Origin of the sequence: Xanthomonas sp. (genome assembly GCF_017163755.1) — a bacterium.
Lineage (GTDB): Bacteria > Pseudomonadota > Gammaproteobacteria > Xanthomonadales > Xanthomonadaceae > Xanthomonas_A.
Genome location: NZ_JAFIWC010000011.1, coordinates 106690 through 126247, shown reverse-complemented (window position 1 = coordinate 126247; position 19558 = coordinate 106690). Strand labels below are relative to the sequence as shown.

17 protein-coding genes and 1 pseudogene are annotated in these 19558 nt (G+C 72.1%); 9 read left to right on the top strand and 9 right to left on the bottom strand.

Going from position 1 to position 19558, the window contains the following annotated elements; translation table 11 throughout:
* Nucleotides 1-2: 2 nt before the first annotated feature.
* Together JR065_RS09450 and JR065_RS09445 are read right to left on the bottom strand one after the other, a co-directional pair.
* A complete protein-coding gene (locus JR065_RS09450; protein WP_206233830.1) occupies nucleotides 3-2000 on the bottom strand; it encodes a sialate O-acetylesterase in 1998 nt (665 codons plus the stop codon).
* On the bottom strand, nucleotides 1997-4201 hold the full coding sequence (locus JR065_RS09445) for an alpha-glucuronidase family glycosyl hydrolase (RefSeq protein WP_206233829.1): 2205 nt from the start codon (nucleotides 4199-4201) through the stop codon (nucleotides 1997-1999). Before JR065_RS09445 ends, JR065_RS09450 begins: the two co-directional genes overlap by 4 nt.
* A gap of 182 nt (nucleotides 4202-4383) precedes the next feature.
* Between JR065_RS09445 and JR065_RS09440 the strand changes: the two genes are divergently transcribed.
* Nucleotides 4384-5457, top strand: a complete 1074-nt coding sequence (locus JR065_RS09440; protein WP_206233828.1) for a LacI family DNA-binding transcriptional regulator — start codon at nucleotides 4384-4386, stop codon at nucleotides 5455-5457.
* A gap of 22 nt (nucleotides 5458-5479) precedes the next feature.
* Here JR065_RS09440 and xylA read toward each other — a convergent pair whose 3' ends face one another.
* Together xylA and xylB are read right to left on the bottom strand one after the other, a co-directional pair.
* Nucleotides 5480-6820 (bottom strand): xylose isomerase, encoded by a 1341-nt coding sequence (gene xylA / locus JR065_RS09435; RefSeq protein ID WP_206233827.1) that lies wholly within the window; start codon nucleotides 6818-6820, stop codon nucleotides 5480-5482.
* A gap of 98 nt (nucleotides 6821-6918) precedes the next feature.
* Entirely contained in the window at nucleotides 6919-8430 is a 1512-nt protein-coding gene (gene xylB / locus JR065_RS09430; protein ID WP_206233826.1) for a xylulokinase, read from the bottom strand.
* Nucleotides 8431-8675: 245 nt separating this feature from the next.
* On the opposite strand from xylB, the gene ttcA reads away from it, so the two are divergent.
* Complete coding sequence (ttcA, locus tag JR065_RS09425; RefSeq protein WP_206233825.1) at nucleotides 8676-9533, top strand: tRNA 2-thiocytidine(32) synthetase TtcA; 858 nt, start codon at nucleotides 8676-8678, stop codon at nucleotides 9531-9533.
* Nucleotides 9534-9597: 64 nt separating this feature from the next.
* On the opposite strand, the pseudogene JR065_RS09420 reads toward ttcA, so the two are convergent.
* Nucleotides 9598-9675 (bottom strand): annotated as a pseudogene (locus JR065_RS09420) (tRNA delta(2)-isopentenylpyrophosphate transferase); the annotation flags it as partial.
* A 300-nt stretch (nucleotides 9676-9975) separates the two neighbouring features.
* Between JR065_RS09420 and JR065_RS09415 the strand changes: the two are divergent.
* Both JR065_RS09415 and JR065_RS09410 read left to right on the top strand, forming a co-directional pair.
* Nucleotides 9976-10884, top strand: coding sequence for a recombination-associated protein RdgC (locus JR065_RS09415; protein WP_206233824.1), 909 nt, complete (start codon nucleotides 9976-9978; stop codon nucleotides 10882-10884).
* Between the two features lie 536 nt (nucleotides 10885-11420).
* Nucleotides 11421-12200 (top strand): SprT family zinc-dependent metalloprotease, encoded by a 780-nt coding sequence (locus tag JR065_RS09410; protein WP_206233823.1) that lies wholly within the window; start codon nucleotides 11421-11423, stop codon nucleotides 12198-12200.
* 277 nt (nucleotides 12201-12477) lie between these two features.
* Here JR065_RS09410 and JR065_RS09405 read toward each other — a convergent pair whose 3' ends face one another.
* Nucleotides 12478-13317: an alpha/beta fold hydrolase gene (locus JR065_RS09405; RefSeq protein ID WP_206233821.1), complete on the bottom strand. Its 840-nt coding sequence runs from the start codon at nucleotides 13315-13317 to the stop codon at nucleotides 12478-12480.
* A complete protein-coding gene (hemH, locus tag JR065_RS09400) occupies nucleotides 13314-14273 on the bottom strand; it encodes a ferrochelatase (protein WP_206233820.1) in 960 nt (319 codons plus the stop codon). Before hemH ends, JR065_RS09405 begins: the two co-directional genes overlap by 4 nt.
* Nucleotides 14274-14438: 165 nt before the next feature.
* Between hemH and JR065_RS09395 the strand changes: the two genes are divergently transcribed.
* The 4 genes from JR065_RS09395 (at nucleotide 14439) to tatC (ending at nucleotide 16961) form a co-directional block, all read left to right on the top strand.
* Nucleotides 14439-15356 (top strand): lipid-binding SYLF domain-containing protein, encoded by a 918-nt coding sequence (locus JR065_RS09395; RefSeq protein WP_206233819.1) that lies wholly within the window; start codon nucleotides 14439-14441, stop codon nucleotides 15354-15356.
* A 75-nt stretch (nucleotides 15357-15431) separates the two neighbouring features.
* The gene (gene tatA / locus JR065_RS09390) at nucleotides 15432-15659 is read left to right on the top strand and encodes a Sec-independent protein translocase subunit TatA (protein WP_206233818.1); all 228 of its coding nucleotides are present in this window, start codon (nucleotides 15432-15434) and stop codon (nucleotides 15657-15659) included.
* Between the two features lie 16 nt (nucleotides 15660-15675).
* Nucleotides 15676-16218 (top strand): Sec-independent protein translocase protein TatB, encoded by a 543-nt coding sequence (gene tatB / locus JR065_RS09385; RefSeq protein ID WP_206233817.1) that lies wholly within the window; start codon nucleotides 15676-15678, stop codon nucleotides 16216-16218.
* Nucleotides 16215-16961: a twin-arginine translocase subunit TatC gene (gene tatC, locus JR065_RS09380; protein ID WP_206233816.1), complete on the top strand. Its 747-nt coding sequence runs from the start codon at nucleotides 16215-16217 to the stop codon at nucleotides 16959-16961. Before tatB ends, tatC begins: the two co-directional genes overlap by 4 nt.
* Before the next feature lie 153 nt (nucleotides 16962-17114).
* On the opposite strand, the gene JR065_RS09375 is transcribed toward tatC, so the two are convergent.
* Nucleotides 17115-18014, bottom strand: coding sequence for a BPSS1780 family membrane protein (locus JR065_RS09375; RefSeq protein ID WP_206233815.1), 900 nt, complete (start codon nucleotides 18012-18014; stop codon nucleotides 17115-17117).
* Nucleotides 18015-18061: 47 nt separating this feature from the next.
* Nucleotides 18062-18832 (bottom strand): glutamine amidotransferase, encoded by a 771-nt coding sequence (locus JR065_RS09370; RefSeq protein WP_206233814.1) that lies wholly within the window; start codon nucleotides 18830-18832, stop codon nucleotides 18062-18064.
* Between the two features lie 88 nt (nucleotides 18833-18920).
* Between JR065_RS09370 and JR065_RS09365 the strand changes: the two genes are divergently transcribed.
* On the top strand, nucleotides 18921-19556 hold the full coding sequence (locus tag JR065_RS09365) for a GNAT family N-acetyltransferase (protein ID WP_206233813.1): 636 nt from the start codon (nucleotides 18921-18923) through the stop codon (nucleotides 19554-19556).
* Nucleotides 19557-19558: the final 2 nt, after the last annotated feature.

Below are 19558 nucleotides of genomic sequence, written 5' to 3'. Positions count from 1 at the left end.
GCTCACGGGGAAGGGGCCGCGGCCGGCGCGGACGCGGGCGGGACGGGCAGTTCGAACGGACCGGCCGGCAGCCCGGCGCGATCGAACAGAGTGCACACCGGGCTGTCGGCCCAGCCGTAGCGCACGCGGGTGGGCGCGGCGACCCCGGCCGGCAGCGCCAGGCGCACCCGCGTGCCGTGCAGTTCGGCGCGGGCGTAGCGGCAGCTGCCGGGCGCGGCGGCGCACAGCTCGAAGCCGATCGGCGCCGCCGCGCCGTAGGCCACCAGCGCGCCGTCGACGTCGCCGAACTCGACCGTCACCGCGTCGCCGTCGCGGCGCACCGCGGTGGGCACCGGCCCGGAGGCGGGCAACGCCTCGCCGTACGCCGCGTGCCGCGCCGCGCGCGCCAGGCGCCGGCCCAGCTCCTGCTTGTTGGCCGGATGGATGTCGTAGCGGTCGCCGATGTCGATGGCCACCGCCAGCGCCGCGTGCGGATCGGCGGCGACGAAACGGCGCTGCGCCTCGCGCAGTTGCGCCCAGCCGCTCTCGCCCGGCTCGGTCGGCGGCGTGCCGTAGTTGGCCAGCTGCACCAGCAGCAGCGGCAGCGCGGCGCCGAAGCGCTGGCGCCAGTCACGCTGCCAGGCGTCGAGCAGCGCCGGGTAGCCTGCGGCGTCGCCGGTATTGGATTCGCCCTGGTACCACAGCACCCCGCGCAGGCCGAGCTGGCCCAGCGGCGCGATCATGCCGTTGTACAGCGTGCTCAGCCCGGCGGCCGACGACCACGGCGCGCGCGGCGGCGTGCCCAGCGACGGCGGCGCGACGCGGTACTGCCACGGGCCGCGCAGCGGCACCGCGCTGCCGTCGGCCAGGCGCAGCGCGCGCGTGTCGGCCGCGCCGAGCAGGCCGCCGCGGCGATAGGTGTTGAGCACGTTGACCACGACGGTGTTGTCGCCGGCGCGCAGCAGCCCGCGCGGCAGCCGGTACTGGCGCGGCTGGTCGGCGCCGTAGCTGCTGCCCACGCCCTGGCCGTTGACCCAGGTCTGGTCCAGTTCGTCGACCGGGCCCAGCGCCAGCGTCGCCGCCTGCGCGGCCTGCGCAGCGCTCAGGGTGACGGTGGTGCGGTACCAGACCATGCCGTTGAAGTTCACCAGCTGCGGCACGCCCCAGTCGTCCCACGCGCCAAGCGCGGCGGGCGCGTCGCGCCAGTCGCCGCCGGCGCCGGGCTGCCAGGGCGCGTCGTCGGCACGCGCGCGCCACCACGCTTCCCACAGCCGCGCCCAGCGCGGCGCGGCCTGCTGCGGATCGCGCGCATAGCGCGCCAGCACGTCCAGCGCCGCGCCGTAGTCGCCGGCCTGGCGCAGCGCCGGCGCGCCGATCCACGCCTGCATCTGCGAACCGCCCCACGAGGCGTTGATCAGCCCCATCGGCACGTCGACGTGCTTGCGCAGCTCGCGGGCGAAGTAGTAGCAGGCCGCGGAGAAGTCGCGCACCGTGTCCGGCGTGGCCGGCTGCCACGCCACGGCGCCGCCGAAGCCCGCCTGCGGCGTCGCGCTGGACTGGGCCGGCACCTTGAGCAGGCGGATCGCCGGATGCGCGGCGTCGGCGATCTCGCTGCGCGAGTCCAGCGTACGGTGCACCGGCAGTTCCATGTTCGACTGGCCCGAGCACAGCCACACATCGCCGATCAGCACGTCCTGCACGCGCTGCGTGCTGCCCGCGCCGCTGCGTGCCGACAGCGTGTACGGCCCGCCGGCCGGCAGCGGCGGTAAGTGCGCCTGCCAGCGGCCCTGGCGGTCGGCGCGCGCGCTGGCCCGCTGTTGCGCCAGTTCCACGCTCACCGTCGCGCCGGGCGCGGCCTGGCCCCATACGCGGATCGGCGCATCGCGCTGCAGCACCGCGTGGTCCTGGAACAGCGCATGCAGCAGCGGCGCATCGGCGGCCTGCGCCAGCGCTGGCGCGAACGGCGCGCCGGCCGCCGCCAGCCACGCCACGCGGGCCCACAGGCGCGACGACCGGGTCATTTCGGATTCCCCGGCGCGTACGGGAACTGCAGGCCCTGGTAGTACGCCAGCGGATGCGGCGGCGGCGCGGCGCCCGGCGGCAGCGGAAGGCCGTTGACGCTCTGGAAGTAGGCGATGCTGGCGTCGCGCCACCACTGCGCTTCGTGCTGCTGGATCGCCAGGAAATCGGCCACCTGCCGGTAGCGCTGCGCATCCACGTAGCAGTCCAGGCCGTCCCAGGTGCCGCGCATGCGCCTGACCGCGTCCACGCCGTGGTCGTAGCGCCACACCAGCTCGTCCCACAGCGGGCGCCCGGAAGCCATGCGGTGGTCCCACGGCACGTGGTGGAACCACAGCAGGTAGCGCTCGGGCACGCGGCGCACGTCGCCGAACTCGCGCGCCACCGGCGGCGCGTACTGCGCCACGGCATCGCTGCCGCTGGCGCTGCGGTCGAAGCCGACGCCGGCGCGGTCGGCGCGGTGGTAGTACACCGGGTCCCAGTCCGGGCGCTGGCTGCCCGCGTCCCAGGGCGCCGGCCCGTAGTGGTGGCCGCGGCCCATCAGGTGGTGCAGGCCGAGCGGGGTCATGTAGTCCACCACCGCCTCGCGCGAGTCCATCATCATGCCGACCACCGGTTCGACGAACACCGGATCGTTGGAGAAGGTCATGCGCACCCAGTCCTGCGCGATCGTCCGCGCCGACTGCTGCGGATCCCACGCCAGGCGCCCGAACGCGTACCAGTTGGCCTGGTCGAACACCGAGCCGCTCCAGTTGCGGTCGGCGCCGATGTTGGCGACCCCGGCGATGCCGCTCAGCCGCCCGGCGCGGCCAGCGCCGTGCTGCAGCGTGCCGTCGACGATCCTGGCCACGGTCGAGCCCTTGCCGCGGGCATGGGTGTCGGCCTGCAGCGTTTCCTCGTACAGCGCGCCCAGGTACACCAGGTGGGTGGCGAAGCCCAGGTATTCCTTGGTGATCTGGAATTCCAGCATCAGCGGCGTCCTGCGCATCGCGCCGAACAGCGGATGGAACGGCTCGCGCGGCTGGAAGTCGATCGCGCCGTTCTTCACCTGCACGATCACGTTGTCGCGGAACGCGCCGTCCAGCGGTACGAACTCGGTGTAGGCCTGCTTGGCGCGGTCGTCCGGCTGCTCGTGCGAGTAGACGAAGGCGCGCCACATCACCACCCCGCCGTGCGGCGCCAGCGCGTCGGCCAGCAGGTTGGCGCCGTCGGCATGGCTGCGCCCGTAGTCCTGCGGGCCCGGCTGGCCTTCGGAATTGGCCTTGACCAGGAACCCGCCGAAGTCGGGAATGCGCCGGTAGATCTCGTCGGCCTTGTCGCGCCACCAGCGCCGCACCTGCGGATCGAGCGGATCGGCGGTCTTCAGTCCGCCGATCTCCAGCGGCGCGCTGAAGCGCGCGCTCAGGTAGACGCGGATGCCGTACGGGCGCAGCGCCGCGGCCACCGCGGCGGCCTTGTCCAGGTACACGGCGGTCAGGCTCAGCGCGCTGGCGTTGACGTTGTTCAGCACCGCGCCGTTGATCCCCAGCGAGGCGTTGGCGCGCGCGTAGTCGGTGTAGCGCGGGTCCACGTAGCCAGGCAGCTTGTGCCAGTCCCAGATCGACGCGCCGGCGTAGCCGCGCTCGACGAAGCCGTCCAGGTTGTCCCAGTGGTCGAGCACGCGCAGCTGCAGCCGCGGCGACTGGCGCAGGTCCAGGCCGGCCAGCGGTTGGCGCGTCTGCAGCAGGCGCAGGAAATGGAACGCGCCGTACAGCGCGCCGACCTCGTCGCCGCCGACGATCGCGGTGGCGGCATGGCCGTCGACGACGACGCTGCGGATCAGGTAACCCTGCGGGCCCAGGCCGCGGGCGTCCACGCGCAACCGCGCCAGCAGCGGCGAGCCCGCCGTGGCGACGACGATGGCGCCGTCGCGGTCCACCGCGCCCGCCAGCGGCGGCGCGGCGCCGAGCAGCCCGCCCAGGCCGCGCAGCAGCTCGGCGCGCGTCGCGGCGCGGGTCGGCGTGTCGGCATCGGCGACGAGCTGGCGGGCGAAGCCGCGCGCCTGTTGCGCATAGTCAGGCTCGGCTGCGGCATAGCGCAGCCACAGCTCGTAGCCGTCTTCGGCCTGCGCCGGCGCCGCGCACAGCGCCGCGGCCAGCGTGCACGCCGCACCCACTACCAGGCGCCGCAGCGCGGCCGCCGAACGTGCGAACCCGGCGCTCATGCGCCGGCTCCGCGGGCATGGCGGTGAAGCAACGCTATCGCCGGCCCGGTGGGTTCCCGGTACGATGAAGCGCAAAGTCGCATGTGCAGCTGTACCGGAATCGCACGACTCCGCGTGCCGGATCCGCACCGGATCCCGCCGCTTCGGTCGCTGCGGCCGCACGCCATCTGAAGGGACGAGTCTTGGAGAAGGTCAGGAAATCGGTCCGCCGCAAGAGCCGCGCGATCACCATCGACGAGGTGGCCGCACTGGCCAAGGTCTCGCCGATGACGGTATCGCGCGTGGTCAACGGCAACAGCAACGTGCGCGACGCGACCCGCGAGCGGGTCATGCGCGCGGTCGACAAGCTCGGCTACACGCCGAACCTGGCCGCCAGCTCGCTGGCCGCCGCGCAGAGCACGCGCATCGCGCTGATCTACAGCGACCCCAGCGGCGCGTATCTGCGCGAACTGCTGATCGGCGTGCTGCAGGTCGCCTCGCATACCGCGATCCAGCTGGTCATCGACTGCTGGGACGACCTCGACGCCGAGGCCGAGCGCAAGGCCGCGCGCAAGCTGGCGCGCAGCGTGTCCGGGGTGATCCTGCCGCCGCCGCTGTGCGAATCCAAGGCCGCGGTGCAGGAACTGGTGCGCGCCGGCATCCCGGTGGTGGCGATCGCCTCGGACCGCTTCAGCGACAAGATCTCCTGCGTGCGCATCGACGATTTCCGCGCCAGCAAGGAAATCACCGAGCACCTGATCGCGCAGGGCCATACCCGCATCGGCTACATCCAGGGCCGCTCCAACCTCACCGCCAGCGCGCGCCGCTTCGAAGGCTTCCAGGCCGCGCTCGACGAGGCCGGTATCGCGCTGGACCGGCACCTGGTGCAGGAAGGCGACTACACCTACCGCTCCGGGCTGGAGGCGGCCGAGAAGCTGCTGGCGCGGCGGCGCGCGCCCAGCGCGATCTTCGCCAGCAACGACGACATGGCCGCCGCGGCGGTCTCGGTGGCGCACCGGCGCGGCCTGGACGTGCCGCGCGACCTGTCGGTGGTGGGCTTCGACGACACCTCCGCGGCGACCGCGGTGTGGCCGGAGCTGACCACCATCCGCCAGCCGATCGCGGCGATGGCCGACATGGCCATCGACCTGCTGCTGCGCAGTATCCGCAGCCGGGAACGCGTGGCGCTGACGCGGGTCGATCATGTGTTCGCTCATCTGCTGGTGAAGCGGGACTCGGTGGCCGCGCCGGCGGCGGCCGGCGCGACCAAGCGGTGACGGCGGCCGCGCGGCCGCCGCGTCAGCGCAGCAGGTACTGGTTGATCAGGTTCTCGTAGGCTTCCTGGCGGCCGCTGCGCTGCTGCGGCGCGCCGACCTTGAGCGCATGCGCGTGCAGCTGCGCCAGGGTGCTGCGGCCAGCGGCGAACTCGGCGCCGGCGCCGCTGTCGAAGCTGGCGTAGCGCTCGGCCCGCCACTGCTCCAGCGGCGAGGACGTCAGCAGCGCATGCGCCACCTCCAGCCCGCGCGCGAACGCGTCCATGCCGCCGATGTGCGCCAGGAACAGGTCCTGCGGGTCGGACGACTCGCGCCGCACCTTGGCGTCGAAGTTCAGTCCGCCCGGCGCCAGACCGCCCTGCCGCAGCACCACCAGCATCGCCCCCACCGTGTCGTACAGGTCGGTCGGGAACTGGTCGGTGTCCCAGCCGTTCTGCGGGTTGCCGCGGTTGGCGTCGATGCTGCCCAGCAGCCCCGCATCGGAAGCCACCTGCAGGTCGTGCTCGAAGCTGTGCCCGGACAGCGTGGCGTGGTTGGCCTCGATGTTGAGCTTGAAGTCCTTGTCCAGCCCGTGCTCGCGCAGGAAACCGATCACCGTGGCGCTGTCGAAGTCGTACTGATGCTTCATCGGCTCCATCGGCTTGGGCTCGATCAGGAAGTTGCCGGTGAAGCCGATGCTGCGCCCGTAGTCGCGCGCGGCGGTCAGGAACCGCGCCATGTGCGCCTGCTCGCGCTTCATCTGCGTGTTGTGCAGGCACGCATAGCCTTCGCGCCCGCCCCAGAACACGTAGTTCTCCCCGCCCAGCGCCACCGTGGCGTCCAGCGCCGCCTTGACCTGCACCGCCGCGCGCGCCACCACGTCGAAGTCCGGGTTGGTCGAAGCGCCGTTCATGTAGCGCGGGTGGCTGAACAGGTTCGCCGTGCCCCACAGCAACTTGATCCCGGTGTCGGCCTGGCGCTGCCTGGCGATGCCCACCATGTGCTGCAGGTTGGCCTCGTACTCGCCGATGTCCTCCGCGTCCGGCGCCAGGTCCACGTCGTGGAAGCAGTAGTACGGCACCCCGAGCTTGGTGAAGAACTCGAACGCCGCATCGGCCTTGGCCTCGGCGCGCGACAGCGCCGCGCCGCCGGCATCCCACGGATAGGCGCGCGTGCCCGGCCCGAACGGATCGGCGCCGTTGCCGCAGAAGCTGTGCCAGTACGCCACCGCAAAGCGCAGGTGCTCGGCCATGGTCTTGTCGCCGATCCGCTTGTCGGCGTCGTAGACCTTGAACGCCAGCGGGTTGTCCGAGGCCTTGCCTTCGAACGGGATGCGGCCGATGCCGGGGAAATATTCCTGGGCGCCGATGAAAACGGAAGTGCTCATGACGAAGTCCTGGTTGCGTGCGGGGGAATGCGAAACGTAGGAGCGCACCTGGGCGCGAAGGCATGTACCGGCTACTGCGGTCGCGTCCGGATGCGCTCCTACGGGGAGGTCGGCTGGGCGGCGTAGAGCGGCCGCACGGCGTCGAGGTGGTCGAGGAATTTCCGGTACGGCTCGCGGTAGGCCGCCACCTGCGCGGGCACCGGCGAGACGCCCAACGCCTCGTCGCTGGCCACGTGCAGCGCCGCCAGCGCCTGCAGCGTCGTCATCTCGCCCTGCGCCTTGCGCAGCGACCACCACGCCTGCAGCGCGGCGCCGAACGCCGCGCCCTCGCTGTGCCGGGGCACCTCGACGCGCAGGTCGAAGACGTCGGCGACCATCTGCCGCCACGCCGCGCTGTTGGCGCCGCCGCCGGTCAGCACGATGCTGTCGAAGCGCATGCCGGCGGCGACGAAGGCATCGAAGCCGTAGCGCAGGCTGTAGGTCGCCCCTTCCATCGCCGCGCGGTACAGCTGCGCCGGCTCGGTGTTGTGCAGGTCCATGCCGGCCAGCACGCCCTTGCCGTGCGGCAGGTCGGGCGTGCGCTCGCCGTTGAGTAACGGCAGCAGGGTCAGGCCGCCGGCGCCGGGCGCGGTGGCGTGGATGCGCGCGTCGCCGTCGCGCGCGCCGAAGCCGAACAGCCTGGCCATCGCCTCCACGGCGACGGTGCAGTTCATCGTGCAGATCAGCGGCAGCCAGCCGCCGCTGGACGAGCAGAACGCGGCCCAGGCGCCGGCCGGGTCGATCACCGGCGTGTCCGAATACGCGAACAGCGTGCCCGAGGTGCCCAGGCTCATCGACAGCCGGCCGGGCACCACGCAACCGGTGCCGATCGCCGCCATCATGTTGTCGCCGCCGCCGGCCGCGACCATCGCGCCGCGCGGCAGGCCGAGTTCGTCGGCGATGGCCGGCGCCAGCGCGAACAGCGCGTCCGGCTCGACCAGCGGCGGCAGGCACGCGGACAGGTCGCGCTGCGGATCGGTGGCCCGGAGCAGGGCCGGCGACCAGCGCCGCGTGCGCACGTCGAGCCAGCCGGTGCCGGACGCATCGCCGTACTCCATCCAGCGCTGGCCGGTCAGCCAGAAGTTCACGTAGTCGTGCGGCAGCAGGATGTGCGCGAGCGCGGCGTACGCGTCCGGGCGATGCTTGCGCGTCCAAGGCAGCTTGGAGGCGGTATAGCCGGCCAGGATCGGGTTGCCGGCCTGCGCGATCGTTTCGGCGCTGCCGCCCACCGCCGCCATGATCTCCTCGCATTCGCGCTGGGTGCTGGTGTCGCACCACAGCTTGGCCGGCGCCAGCACCCGGCCGTCGGCGCCGAGCGGCACGAAGCCGTGCTGCTGTCCGGACACGGCGATGGCGGCGATGCGCATGCGCGTGCCGGCATCGAGCTGCGCGAAGCAGTGGCGTATCGCGTCCAGCCACCACGACGGCTGCTGCTCGCGGCTGCCGTCCTCGCCGGCCAGCAGCTCCAGCGGGCAGCTGTGGGTGGCGACCACCGCGCGCGCCTGCGGATCGTAGGCGACCAGCTTGACGCTCTGCGTGCCGACGTCCAGCCCGGCGACCAGGCCGCTCATGCCGGCACCCGCGCCCGCGCCGGCCACGTGATGTTAGCGCTACCAAACTGCGGCCTAAAAAAAGCCTGGTCGGCTGCGGAAGCTGCTGGTGCCATTTGCCGGGTCCCGGTACGCGGAGATTCGGACTCTACCAGCAGATGGAAAAAACGCTTGCTGCGCTGCGAAAGAACCGGGCGCGCAGGCGTGTCGCCCTGGACTGCGTCGCGCGCCGCAGCGCGCCGCGCGCGGCCGCCTACAATGGCGCCATGAGCGCTGCCCTGCCCTTGGTCGATCCCGTCCCGCGCCGCGAACCGTTGCGCCTGGCCAAGCGCCTGCGCCGCCAGGTGGGCCAGGCGATCGCCGATTTCGGCATGATCGAGGCCGGCGACAAGGTGATGGTGTGCCTGTCCGGCGGCAAGGACAGCCACACCCTGCTCGACCTGCTGCTGCAGCTGCAGCGCAAGGCGCCGGTGCCGTTCGAGCTGGTCGCGGTGAACCTGGACCAGAAGCAGCCGGGTTTTCCCGCACACGTGCTGCCCGACTACCTGCGCGCACTGGGCGTGCCGTACCACGTGATCGAGCAGGACACCTACTCGGTGGTCAGCCGTGTGGTACCGGAAGGGGCGACGATGTGCTCGCTGTGTTCGCGGCTGCGCCGCGGCGCGCTGTACCGGTACGCCGCCGAGCACGGATTCAGCAAGATCGCGCTCGGCCACCATGCCGACGACCTGGTCGCCACGTTCTTCCTGAACCTGTTCTTCCACGCCAAGCTCGCGGCGATGGCGCCGAAGCTGCTCAGCGACGACGGCCGCCACGTGGTGATCCGCCCGCTGGCCTACCTGCGCGAGCACGACATCGCCGAGTACGCCGACGCGCGCGGCTTTCCGATCATCCCGTGCACGCTGTGCGGCAGCCAGGACAACCTGCAGCGCCGCCAGGTGCAGCAGATGCTGCAGCAGTGGGAGCGCGATCACCCCGGGCGGGTCGCGCAGATCGCGCGCGCGCTTGGGCAGGTGCGTCCGGCGCAGCTGGCCGACCCGCAGCTGTTCGACTTCCTGTCGCTGGGGCGGCACGGCATGGCGCCGCCGCCGGCCGACGGCTGGGGCGCCGGCGACGAGTCATGACGCCGCCGCTGCGGCGCGTGCCGCGGCGGCGGGTTCTGCGATGCGCGCCGGTCGGCCGCCCGCTCGGGCCGAACCCGCGCGCGTCGAGTGCGCCGCGCAGCCAGGTCGGCTGCCGCTTGGCCAGCTGGCGGGTGGCGAAGACGGGCGGACTCGTCGATGCGGCGCGCGCTCCCCTCGGTCGGTCCGGGTGCCACTGGCGGCTGGTGCGCAGCGGACGCCGCTGCCGATGTGGCCATGACCGGGCCCCAGGTTTGCCTGGTTCTCCGGCGTCCGCGCCCTTCCGGCGGGCGCGGGTACGGCCACGCGTCCGTCCGGTCCGCACGCGCCGCCATGAACGCAGGCGCATCGCGATGCGGTGCGGCGGCTGGGCGGATGAGACAATAGCCGCGCCCCGACCCGGCGCCCGCCGCCGGCCGTCCCTGTTCCTTCTGCTGGATGCTCGATGTTCTTTCGCAACCTGACCCTGTTCCGCTTCCCCACCACCCTGGACTTCTCCGAAATCGACACGCTGCTGCCGGAGGTGCGGCTCAAGCCGGTCGGCCCGCTGGAAATGACCTCGCGCGGCTTCATCTCCCCGTTCGGCCGCGACGAGCAGGAAGTGCTCTCGCACCGCATCGCCGACTTCCTGTGGCTGACCGTCGGCGGCGAGGACAAGATCCTGCCCGGCTCGGTGGTCAACGACCTGCTGGCGCGCAAGCTGGCCGAGATCGAGGAGAAGGAAGGCCGCAAGCCTGGCGGCAAGGCGCGCAAGCGGCTCAAGGACGACCTGATCCACGAGCTGCTGCCGCGCGCCTTCGTCAAGACTTCGCGCACCGACGCGATGCTCGACCTGCAGCACGGCTACGTCGCCGTGGACACCTCCAGCCGCAAGAGCGGCGAGAACGTGATGTCGGAGATCCGCGGCGCGCTGGGCAGCTTCCCGGCGCTGCCGTTGAACGCGGAAGTGGCGCCGCGCTCGATCCTCACCGGCTGGATCGCCGGCGAGCCGCTGCCCGAGGGCCTGAGCCTGGGCGAGGAATGCGAGATGAAGGACCCGATCGAGGGCGGCGCGGTGGTCAAGTGCCAGCACCAGGAACTGCGTTGCGACGAGATCGACAAGCACCTGGAAGCCGGCAAGCAGGTCACCAAGCTGGCGCTGATCCTGGACGACCACGTGTCCTTCGTGCTCGGCGACGACCTGGTGATCCGCAAGCTGAAGTTCCTCGACGGCGCGCTGGACCAGCTGGAGAACGCCGACCAGGACGGCGTGCGCGCCGAACTGGACGCGCGCTTCGCGCTGATGAGCGCCGAAGTGCGGCGCCTGTTCCTGCTGCTGGAAGAGGCGTTGAAGCTGAGCAAGGCGGAGGCCTAAGCGAGGCCGGGCGCGCTCCCGCCGCGTCGGGATGCGCTACCGACCAGCGTGCGAGTCGACCAGCTTCCCGACTCCGCTCGTCGCGGCTGAAGCCGCTCCTACAAGGCGACCGATGTGCCGGCTGGGCACACTGTAGGAGGGGCTTCAGTCCCGACAGCTTTCAAAACCGGCCAGCTTCCCGGCTCGCTCGTCGCGGCTGAAGCCGCTCCTACAAGGCGGCCGATGTACCGGCTGGGTGCACTGTAGGAAGGGCTCCAGTCCCGACAGCTTGCGAACGGCCAGCTTCCCGGCTTCGCTCGTCGCGGCTGAAGCCGCTCCTACAAGGTTGGCCGATGTGCCGGCTGGGTGCACTGTAGGAGGGGCTCCAGTCCCGACAGCTTGCGAAGTCGACCAGCTTCCCTGCTTCGCTCGTCGCGCTACGCAGGTGCATCATTGAAGAGGCTGCTCCGCGTGGCGCCACACATTCAGCTGAAACATGCGATGCGATCGGTGCGCGCTGTCGCCGTGCGCACATGCATGGGCGGTATGCTGTGCGCATGCCCGACTTCCTCCGTCGCCTGATCGCGCCGCCTGCCGCGGTGGTCGAACGCGACCTCGTCCGCCTGCGGTTGGACGAGCGCGACATCGACGTGCTGCGCGTGCGCGATCCGCGCGCGCGGCGGATCAAGCTCAGCGTGGACGAACGCGGCGCGCGGCTGACCCTGCCGCTGCGCGCCAGCCTGGTGGCCGGCGAGCGCTTCCTGCTCGAGCATCGCCACTGGCTCAGCGAACAGCTGTCGCGCTTCCACGACGAGGACCCCGATCCGGCACCGCAGCGCGGCGTGCCCGGCTGGCTGCCGTTGCGCGGCGAGCGCCTGCCGCTGCGCTGGAGCGAGGGCCGCTACGCGCGCCTGCAGGTGGATGCCGAAGGCGCCCAGTTCCAGCTGCCGCCGCGCGCCGGCGAAGCGGCCATCGCGCGCGGGCTGCGCGAGTTCTACGAAGCGCAGGCGCGCGCCGACGTCGGCCGCTGGCTGCCGAAGTACCTGCCCTCGCTGCCGCGCGCGCCGGCGCGGCTGCGGCTGAAGGTGATGTCGTCGCAATGGGGATCGCTGGCGCCGGACGGCTCGATGGCGCTGGACCTGGCGCTGGTGCTGGGGCGGCCGTCGGCGTTCGAATACGTGCTGGTGCACGAGCTCTGCCACCTGATCCAGGCCAACCACTCGCCGGCGTTCTGGCGCGAGGTGGAAGCGCGTTTCCCGGGCTGGCGTGCCGAGCGCGACTATTTCCACGAGAACGGACGGCGCCTGAAGGCGCAGTTGCGGCGGTTGCTGGGCTGAGCGCGCGCATCGGCGGCGCGGTTTGGCGCATGGCGCGCGTTTGACCTCAGCGCTGCGGTAGAAGAACTCCATGCGCAGCGCCCGGCAGGCCCCCTCTCCCCGCCTACCTCCAGCCTGGCGCGACCTCCGGCGCCAGCGAAGCGAACGATCTGGGGCGGCTTTACGCCGGCATGTCAGGACGCCGGGATGGAGCCGCGAACGCAGTACGTCTCGCGTCTACGCCTAATGTCGGCAGGCGCGCGGCGAACTTTAGCGGGTTTTTACCGGGACACAAGTCTCAGAAGAAACCGTCCAGCAGCGCCGCCACCGCGGCCGGCTGTTCCATGTGCAGGTGGTGGGTGCCGGGCAGCACATGCAGCTGGCCGTGCGGCAGCCGCGCGGCGCGTTCTCGGCGCAGCGGCTCGGGGAAATACGCCTGCGGCGGATCGGCGTAGATGACCCGCGCCGGGCACTGGATGCCGGCCAGCAGCGCCTGGATCTGGGCCTCGGTCAGGCGCACCGCGGTGGGCAGGGTCAGGCGCTGGTCGCTGCGCCACACGTAGCCGCCCTCGACCGCCCTGACCCCGCGCTCGACCAGCAACCGCGCCGCGCCTTCGCTGAGCTGGTTGGCCAGCATCCGCGCGCGCACCGGCGCGGCCAGCTCCGGAAACACCCGCAGCGGCCGGCTCGGCGTGCGCGCGGCGGCGACGCTGTCGCGCAGCCGCGCGAGCGTGCCTTCGACCGTTTCGGCCAGCCCGCCCAGCGCCTCGATCGCCACCAGCCGCTCGACCCGCTGCGGCGCCGCCGCGGCCAGGGTGCTGGCGATCGCCGCGCCCATCGAGTGGCCGATCACGCCGAACCGTTCCCAGCCCAGCGCATCGGCCGTGTCGAGCAACGGATGCAGCGCGCCGGTCAGCAGGTAATCCGCGCCGGCCGGCAACGCCGCGCTGTGGCCGTGGCCGGGCAGATCCAGCATCACCAGGTCCAGCTGCGACATGTGTGCGCTAAGCGGCACGAAGCTGGCGGCGTTGTCCAGCCAGCCGTGCAGCGCCAGCACCTTGGGCCCGTGCGGATCGCCGCTGCGCAGCCCCGCCAGCGTGCCCACCCGCGACGGGCAGGCGAACTCGCGCAGGCTCATGCGGCGCGCGCGGCCAGCTGCGCCAGCGCGCGGGCATGCGCCGGCGCGTCGTTGAGGCAGGGGATGTAGCGCACCTGCATGCCGCGCGCGGCACAGGTCTCGACGAAGCCCATCGCCACTTCCTCCAGCGTCTCCAGGCAATCGGTGGCGAAGCCGGGACAGACCACGTCGACCCGTTTCACGCCCTGCCCGGCCAGCGCCCACAGCGTCGGCTCGGCGTACGGCTGCAGCCAGCGCTCGGCGCCGAAGCGCGACTGGTAACCCAGCTGCCACTGGTCCGCGGCCAGGCCCAGCGCGGCGGCGATCGCCTGCGCGCTGGCCACGCAGCGCTGCGGGTAGGGATCGCCGTTGTCGGCCACGCGCTGCGGCAGGCCGTGGAAGGAGAAGAACAGTGTCTCGCCGCGCCCGTGCTGCGCCCAGTGCGCGCGCACGCTGTCGGCCACCGCCTCGACCCATGCCGGGTCGGTCGGGTAGTCCTCGATCAGCGTCACCGGCAACTGCCGGTTGCGCGCCTGCCACCCCTGCACCACGTCCTCGATCGACGCGGTGGTGGTGGTCGAATACTGCGGATACAGCGGCAGCACCACGATGCGCGCCACGCCGGCATCGCGCAGCGCGTCCAGCGCCGGCGCCAGCGCCGGCTGGCCGTAGCGCATCGCCCAGGCCACGCGGTGCGCGGGCAACTCGCGCTGCATGCCCTCGGCCAGGCGGCGGGTGTAGACCGCCAGCGGCGAGCCTTCCGGCAGCCACACCAGCGCGTACTTCTCGGCCGAGCGCGGCGAACGCCGCGGCAGGATCACCCAGTTCAGCAGCGGCCACCACAGCAGCCGCGGGATCGCGACCACCCGCCTATCGCCGAGGAATTCGGCCAGGTAGCGACTGACCGCCGGCGCGGTGGGCGCATCGGGGGTGCCTAGGTTCACCACCAGCACGGCGGTCTTGGGTGCGTCGAGCATGCCCGCATTGTGGCAGAGCCGCCGCTGCGCCGGCTTCACTTCGACCGATCGGCGCGATCGACGCGGCCGGTCGTCGGCCCGGTGCCGCTCACTGCCGATTCATTGCGGCGCGACTAACTTCAACGACTTGCAGTATCTTTCTGCGGACCTGCTTTGGAGCCCGCCATGCCCCTCCTGCCGCGCCTCGCCCTGTTGTTGAGTGCCACCTTGTTCGCCAGCCACGCCGTGGCCGGCCCCGAAGAGGACGAGCGCGCACGCAATGCGCTGCGCGTGCTGACCGACATCCAGGAGATCCCGGAGCAGTCCATCCCCGACAAGCTGCTCGACGAAGGCCGCGCGATCGTGGTGATCCCCGACACGCTCAAGGCCGGCTTCGTCATCGGCGGGCGCCGCGGCCACGGCCTGATGTCGGTCAAGCGGCCCGACGGCACCTGGTCCAACCCGGTGTTCGTCAAGCTCACCGGCGGCAGCATCGGCTTCCAGGTCGGCGTGCAGTCCTCCGATGTGGTGCTGGTGTTCCGCAACGACCGCAGCCTGGACAACATCGTCAACGGCAAGTTCACCCTCGGCGCCGATGCCGGCGTGGCCGCCGGCCCGGTCGGGCGCAACGCCGCCGCGGCCACCGACGGCCAGCTCAAGGCCGAGATCTGGTCGTGGTCGCGCGCGCGCGGGCTGTTCGCCGGCGTCGCGCTGGACGGCGCGGCGCTGCAGATCGACGATGCGGCCAACCTGAACGTGTACGGCAGCAACACCACGCCGCGGATGATCTTCGAAGGCCGCAGCAGCGGCCTGCCGAGCAACGACGTGGTCGCCTTCCGCGACCGGCTGGAAGAGGCCACCTACGCGGCGCGGCAGAACCGCGGCACCGACAGCGGCGGCGCACGGGCCGACAACGGGTCGGGCATGGCACCCCCGCCGGCGGCGCTGCCGCCGCCGTCCGCTGCTGCCGGCGCGCCCGACGCGGCGACCGGCGCGGCCAGCACCGCGCCGCTGCAGGCGCCGGCGCAGCCGCCGCAGCAGCAGGGTTTCCAGCCGGTGTCCGAAGGCGAGATCCGCACCGAGACGCTGGACGGCAACCAATAACCGCGCACGGTCAAACGCGCTGCGCTGCGGTGCGTTATCCTCGACGTCCCCTAACGACTTTTCTGCGAGCAGATCATGGGCAGTTTCAGCATCTGGCACTGGCTCGTCGTGCTGGTGATCGTGCTGCTGGTGTTCGGCACCAAGCGGCTGACCAGCGGCGCCAAGGATCTGGGCGGCGCGGTCAAGGAATTCAAGAAGGGCATGCGCGACGAGGACAAGCCGGCCAGCCAGCTCGGCGACGAGTCGCGCAGCAGCGAGTCCTCCCGCGAGAGCCAGGCCGAACGCGACCGCGACGCGCGCTGACCAGGAAGGCGCCGGCGTGTTCGATATCGGATTCAGCGAACTGCTGGTGATCGCGGTGGTGGCCCTGGTGGTGCTCGGCCCCGAACGCCTGCCCAAGGCGGCGCGTTTCGCCGGGCTGTGGGTGCGCCGCGCGCGCGCGCAGTGGGATTCGGTGAAACAGGAACTGGAGCGCGAACTGGAAGCCGAGGAACTCAAGCGCAGCCTGCAGGACGTGCAGGCCTCGCTGCGCCAGGCCGAATCGCAGCTGCGCGACAGCGGCCAGCAGCTGCAGCGCGAGACCGACGCGCTGCGCCGCGAGATCGACCCGAACGGGCCGCCGCCTGCGCCGGCGACTGATCCGGCCGATCCACTGGCCGTCGCAGCGGACCCGGCAACCGGATCCGCTGCGTCGTCCGACAGCGCGGCGCCGACCATCGAGCACGACGCTGCGGCGGTGCCCAGCGTGCCGGCGGACACCGCGCCGGCCGTCGACACCCCGCAGCCGGCCGATCCCTCGCCGCGCCCGGCGCCTGCGCCCGACCGCGCGACCTCCCTGCCCGACCCGGAGCCGCGGCGATGAACCCGGCGCATCCGGAAGCCGAGAGCAGCCTGATCGAGCACCTGGTCGAACTGCGCGCGCGGCTGGTGCGCGCGCTGCTCGGCCTGGGCGTGGTGTTGCTGGCGCTGCTGCCGTTCTCGCGTCCGATCTACTCGTGGCTGGCGATGCCGCTGATCTCGCGGCTGCCGGTCGGGCAGACGATGATCGCGATGAATCCGGCCGGCGCGTTCTTCGCGCCGCTGAAGCTGACCTTCTTCACCGCGGTGTTCATCGCCGTGCCGTGGCTGCTGTACCAGGCCTGGGCGTTCGTCGCCCCGGGCCTTTACCAGCGCGAGAAGAAGCTGGCGCTGCCGCTGCTCGGCTCGGCGGTGCTGCTGTTCTACGTCGGCTGCGCGTTCGCGTACTTCCTGGTGCTGCCGGCGGTGTTCCACTTCCTGACCACGTTCAAGCCGGACGTGATCGCGATCACCCCCGACGCCAATTCGTACCTGGATTTCGTGCTGGTGATCTTCTTCGCCTTCGGCACCAGCTTCGAACTGCCGGTGGCGCTGGTGATCCTGGCGCTGCTCGGCTGGGTCACGCCGAAGCAGCTGAGCGAAGGCCGCGGCTACGCGGTGGTCGGCATCTTCGTGCTGGCCGCGGTGCTGACCCCGCCGGACGTGGTGTCGCAGCTGATGCTGGCGATCCCGATGTGCCTGCTGTACGAGATCGGCATCATCGCCGCGCGTGCGGTGACGAGGCCGGCAGTGGAGATTCGGGATTAGGCATTCGCAGAAGCGGCCCGGAACCGCCCTGCGCGACAGGCGATGCCGAAAGCATCGGGGCCGACGCCTCCTAAAGCGAGACGCCACGCAGCACCCGGGAGCGCCGTTGCCGCGACGAATCCCGACTCCCGAATCCCCGATTCCGCCTTCAGCTCACGCCGCAAACACGTTGGCCGACGGCGGCGGCGACGCCGCGCCGGCGTCGTCCGCGTGCACGAACATCTGCTTCCACGCCGCGTAGACCGCGCCGGCCAGCGCCGGCATCGCCACCGCCATCAGCAGCAGCTGGGCGACCCAGGCGGCGACCATCGGCCCGGCCAGCAGCTGCACCACCAGCATCACCAGCACCACGGCGAAATACACCGCGAACATCGCGATGAACGCCAGCACGAAGAACACCAGCATCGCCGGCAGGTTGTGCAGGCACGCGCGCAGGCTGTTGCGCATCGCCACCAGTCCGTTGCTGCGGTCGAACATCACCTGCGGCGGCAGCACGAACAGGGTCAGGGTCAGCACCGCGAACGCGGCGAACACCAGCAGCAGCCACAGCAGGATGCGCCCGGCGGGCAGGCTGGCGACCAGCTGCTCGACCTGCGCCGGGTCCGGCTGGGTGGTGGACTGGCTCAGCGCGTTGAGCTGGGCCATCACCTCGCCCAGTTGCTTCAGCCCGTCCTGGCCGATCAGCAGCAGCAGCAGGATGCCCAGCGCCAAGCCGGCGATCAGCTGCGGCAGCAGCGCGGCCAGCAGGTTCGGCGCACGGCCCTCGTGCAGCCCCTGCAACAGGTGCGCCGGCTGCGCGGCGCGGCCCTGGTCGACCTCGCGCACCGCCCAGATCAGCCCGCCGAAGAACAGCGGACCGGCCAGCGCCAGCAGGAACTGCGCCAGCATCCCCAGGGTCGGGCTGAGCAGCGCGGCGAACAGCACCAGCAGCGCCGACAGGCCCCAGATCACGCCCAGCAGGCCAAGCGCCAGCGGCGCACGGCGCAGCAACGAAAACCCGGTCAACAGCCATTCCGCGCCGGCGGAGGCCGGCAGCTTGCGAATCTCGATCATTGCCAATCCGAAGTGGGGGGCGCCGGACACCGCGGCGCCTGCACAGATTATCGCGGTTTTGCGTGGCCGCCAGCGGGTTGCTGGCCGCGCGCGTGCTGAACGAAACGCCGCAGCAGCTTGCGCGCCAGCGGCGCGGCGCTGACGTCGCGGGCGATGGTCCGGGCGCAGCGGCCGGCGCTGCGCAGGCACTCGGCGCGCGCGCGCACGTAGCCGCGCATGTGGTGGGTGGCGAACTCGGGGTGGAACTGCACGCCCCACGCCGCCTGGCCCCAGCGGAAGGCGTGGCACTGGTCCTGCGCCGAGCGCGCCAGCACGGTGGCGCCGTCGGGCGCGCGCAGCACCGTCTGCAGGTGCGTGGCATGCGCCGGGAAGCGCCCGGGCAGGCCGGCGAACAGCGGGTCGTCGAACGCCGGCGGATGCAGGTCGATGGCCACGGTGCCCGATTCGCGCCCGGCCGGGTTGTAGGCAACCTCGCCGCCCAGCGCATGCGCCAGCAGCTGGTGGCCGTAGCAGATGCCCAGCAGCGGGGTGCCGGCATGCGCGGCCTCGCGCAACCAGTCGGCCGAGCGTTCGCTCCACTCGGCGCGGTCGGTGACGAAGGCGGCCGAGCCGGTCACGATCACCCCGGCGAAGCCGCCGCGCGCCGGCAACGCGGCGCCGGCGGCGACGTTGGCGACCACCGTGTCGCGCTCGGCCAGGCCGGCGGCGACGCGGATCCAGTGCGGAAACCGCCCATAGCGCCGCATCGTCGCCACCGGTTCGCCGGTTTCGAGGATCAGGAAGGGCGCGGCGGACGGACGGTAGGATCCCAGCGGCATGACTCGATTTAGACAGCATCGGCAGGCGCTTTTCAAGCGCCGCCGGTGTCCGGCGCTATCATCGGAGCGCATCGACTCCTGTGGCGCCATGGCCATTTCGTCCCCTGCGATCGACCTGCCGCTCGTCCAGGCCTGGCTGCATGCGCGCTCGGTAGGGCGCGGACTGCCCCTGCCGGTGCACGATCATGGCGGGCTGCGGGTGGACACCGGCCAGGCGCAGGAACGCATGCGCTACGTCTTCGCCGAACCGGTGGCGGGGCTGGCCGCATTGGCCGCGCGGATCGAGCAGCCGCGCGTGTTGCTGAAGTTGTGCGGCAGCGCGCGGCGATTGGCCGAACACCTGCCGCCGCGCTGGCAACTGCAACCGATGCGCTGGGTGATGCAGAGCCGGTCGGCGCCGCCGTCCTGTGCCTTGCCGGCCGGCTATCGCCTGGAGCGGTCGGCGCACGGCCCGGTCTGGACCGTGGCGATCCTGCGCGGCGACGATGTCGCCGCCACCGGCTACGCGATCGCCGCGGCGGGCGTGTTCGTCTACGACCGTATCGCCGTCGCGCCGGCACACCGCCGCCGCGGCCTGGGCCGCTGCCTGATGCAGGCGCTGGGATCGACGCGCCGCGCGCCGGATCCGCAGATCCTGGTGGCCACCGACGAAGGCCGCGCGCTCTACCGCGCGCTGGGCTGGCAGGTGCGCGCGCCGTTCGCGACCGCGGTGATCCCGGGATAGGC